3 protein-coding genes are annotated in these 2,657 nt (G+C 39.5%); 2 read left to right on the top strand and 1 reads right to left on the bottom strand.

Annotated features, from left to right (window positions below; all coding sequences use genetic code 11):
- Window positions 1–244 precede the first annotated feature (244 nt).
- Together KK060_RS24690 and KK060_RS24685 are read left to right on the top strand one after the other, a co-directional pair.
- Entirely contained in the window at window positions 245–745 is a 501-nt protein-coding gene (locus KK060_RS24690) for a hypothetical protein (protein ID WP_254157932.1), read from the top strand.
- 606 nt (window positions 746–1,351) lie between these two features.
- The gene (locus KK060_RS24685; RefSeq protein WP_254157930.1) at window positions 1,352–1,741 is read left to right on the top strand and encodes a hypothetical protein; all 390 of its coding nucleotides are present in this window, start codon (window positions 1,352–1,354) and stop codon (window positions 1,739–1,741) included.
- 113 nt (window positions 1,742–1,854) lie between these two features.
- Here the strand turns inward: KK060_RS24685 and KK060_RS24680 are convergent, their stop codons facing one another.
- Window positions 1,855–2,568 carry a LytR/AlgR family response regulator transcription factor gene (locus KK060_RS24680; protein ID WP_254157928.1) on the bottom strand — a complete coding sequence of 238 codons (714 nt, stop codon included), beginning with the start codon at window positions 2,566–2,568 and terminating at the stop codon, window positions 1,855–1,857.
- Window positions 2,569–2,657: the final 89 nt, after the last annotated feature.

Here is a 2,657-nt window from a genome sequence, read left to right as displayed (position 1 = left end):
TTCAGGATTTGTACAATTGAATGACCAAACAATAGAGTTCGAGTAAGTACGGCTGCCAACACCGTGTTTAAGTAATTGCTGCGTGTTGTGTCCTTATTCAAATCAGTTTCTTAATTTAGTCCCGTAGCGGGGACAGGTCGCAGTTGGTCAGGCTTAACACTCCACTTCGTTCCATTTTTTAACCCTCCTACTCCGGCAACTCCTTAAACACAAAACGTTGTAGAGCATGCCATTAAGATAGATCATGTTTCAAAAAGAAAAAGTACAAAAGATTAGTTGGACACCTAAGTGGGACGGAGGCGCACCGATGCCACAGGTTTTTTCTAATGGACAAAAAGTGTATTTGATTTACTTTATTGCGGATTGGGACAGAGAATCAATTCAGAAAATTGAAGAACTGGAAGACAATGAAGAAGGGGAGGACTATTTGGCATTGGTGGAATTTGAGGGACACACTTTTCGATTTGGAATTGCGAATGATGAAGTGTTTGCGGGACTGCCTTACTACAAACAAGGAATTGAGTGGGCTCAGATCATTGACAACTCAAAATGGATTGACGAGATAAAACAAATACACAAGATTCACCCTCGGTTCGACAACGATCATTGGACAAACAGAAAACATTATCTCTTGACCTTTAAGGATGAGATTTTAGAAGTGATTGCAGAGAGCTATACTATTCAGGTTTTCAAATCAACGCCTGAAAGATTAGGACGTGAAGTATTGGAGAGGATGAATAAATAGACTTGGACCATGGCACGCTCTACAACAAAAAGATATAAGTCATTTGCCTTTGGTGTGTTTTATTTTTGAATTAAGGAAAAGGCAAACGCCTTATATCATAACGTTAGCTGCAACCCGTTTTGAACAGAGTACAGCTTCAAATGAAAAAATACGGAGGACTACTAATTAAAATAAAATTCAAGGACATGAGACCACTTGTGGGACATATCCTTGATTACAGTTACGACTGGATGCTTATGAGAATTTGCCTGTTGACTACGTACGTCTGTAAAGATCAAATATCTTAGTGATTAAACAGGAAGGCCCTATGAAGGCTGTGAGAGCCTCAGGGTAAACTTTCTGGGTGACTTGACTAGAAAAACAGTATTTAGAAAGTGTGAAAAAAGGATTATTAATAGGACTTGGGATTGGATTGGTACTCCTTGCTTCTCCTTTTATATTCTTCAGGCTAGCCTTTGGGCCACTTCATGAATCCATAACTATTGACTTGGGACAGAGGGCGAACTGACTTGCAATGAGACTTACAATGGAGATTTTGCACACGAGCGCTATGATGTTCAAATGATTCTGACGACCCTTAATGGGGAAAGATATAATCTTGGTTTGGTGACATTCCACAATCAAGATTGGAGTCAACAAATCAACGTAACAAGGATTGGAGACTGGCTCGTCATTCCACTTGAGCCACAGGATTTTGTTCAAGTTAAAATGTTAAACACCGCAAATGGACAGTTAAATGACACGACATTGCTGCCCTTTGACTTAAGAAAAGATTTGTTGTACAAAGAAAGATTTAAGGATAAGCCAAATCATTTGTATTCTGGAGCATCGAGAATAATGGACATCGCTGGTGACATAATTGAAGTAAATTATGAGTACAAAGCGGAAGCTGAATACCCTTCTGAAATACTCGTGAATCAAAGTGTTATTTACGAGATTGATCGAACAAAAGGAAAGCTGCTAACAAAGGAGCTACATGACAGAGTGTATCAATAACGTTGATGTTTCGAGTATTACCAGCAATGATGCGGATGGCAATGGGAGCCTTATTTCATTAAAGAATCTTCTTGGTTAACTCCGCTAGGCTTCGCTGGTTTTCTTAGCTAAATCTAATTTTTCAAAACAGACGCAACCATGCGTTGGTAGGAGTGGCCGATGGGCAACTCGATGTCTTCCACCTGAACATGCGTAGCACTATAGGCGCGAATGTGTTCGATGGCAATGATATACGAACGATGGATCCTTAAGAATACCGAATCAGGTAACCTTCTTTCAAAATCCTGAAGGGTCTGATAGGTCATGACCTCTCCAAACGTAGTTTTGATCTTTACAAATTCTTTTGCTCCCTCGATAAAAAGAATATCCTTCAAATGTATTTTCACGGTTTTCTTCCCTGATTTCACATAAATAAAGGGATTAGCAGGTGCTGCAACAGGTTCTGAACTTTGAAAGCTACTACCTCCAATTGGTACACGAGTGCTTTCAAATTTATGGATCGCCTTCAAAAAACGATCGAATGAAACAGGCTTTAGTAAATAGTCAATGGCGTTCAATTCATACGAGTCTACTGCATACTCGCGGAAGGCGGTGGTGAAAATTACAGGAGGTAGTTCTTTCAGGCTTTTCGCCAATTCAATGCCTGTTAACAATGGCATTTGAATATCGAGAAATAGCAGGTCGGCTCTTTCACTTTTGAGAATGTTAAAAACTTCAACACCGTTTTTACATTTTGCAATTACCCGGTAGTTATCGATCTTCTGTAAATAACTTTCAAGTAATTCCAACGAGAGCATTTCATCGTCTGCAATAATGCACTTAACCATTCTCATCCAGCTTTAACATCAGTTGAACACTAAAGATCTCACTGGTATCGCGAATAACCAAATCGTGTCGACCGGGATAAGATAAGGAT

The sequence above is a fragment of the Chryseosolibacter indicum genome (assembly GCF_018598585.1).
Lineage (GTDB): Bacteria > Bacteroidota > Bacteroidia > Cytophagales > Cyclobacteriaceae > Chryseosolibacter > Chryseosolibacter indicus.
Note: the sequence above shows the minus strand (reverse complement) of the source record. Positions and strands in the feature narration are given on the sequence as shown.

Bases quoted from the DNA above. Each gene is read 5' to 3' on its own strand.
- KK060_RS24690 (WP_254157932.1), top strand. From the start codon at position 245: ATGTTTCAAAAAGAAAAAGTACAAAAGATTAGTTGGACACCTAAGTGG.
- KK060_RS24680 (WP_254157928.1), bottom strand. From the start codon at position 2,568: ATGGTTAAGTGCATTATTGCAGACGATGAAATGCTCTCGTTGGAATTA.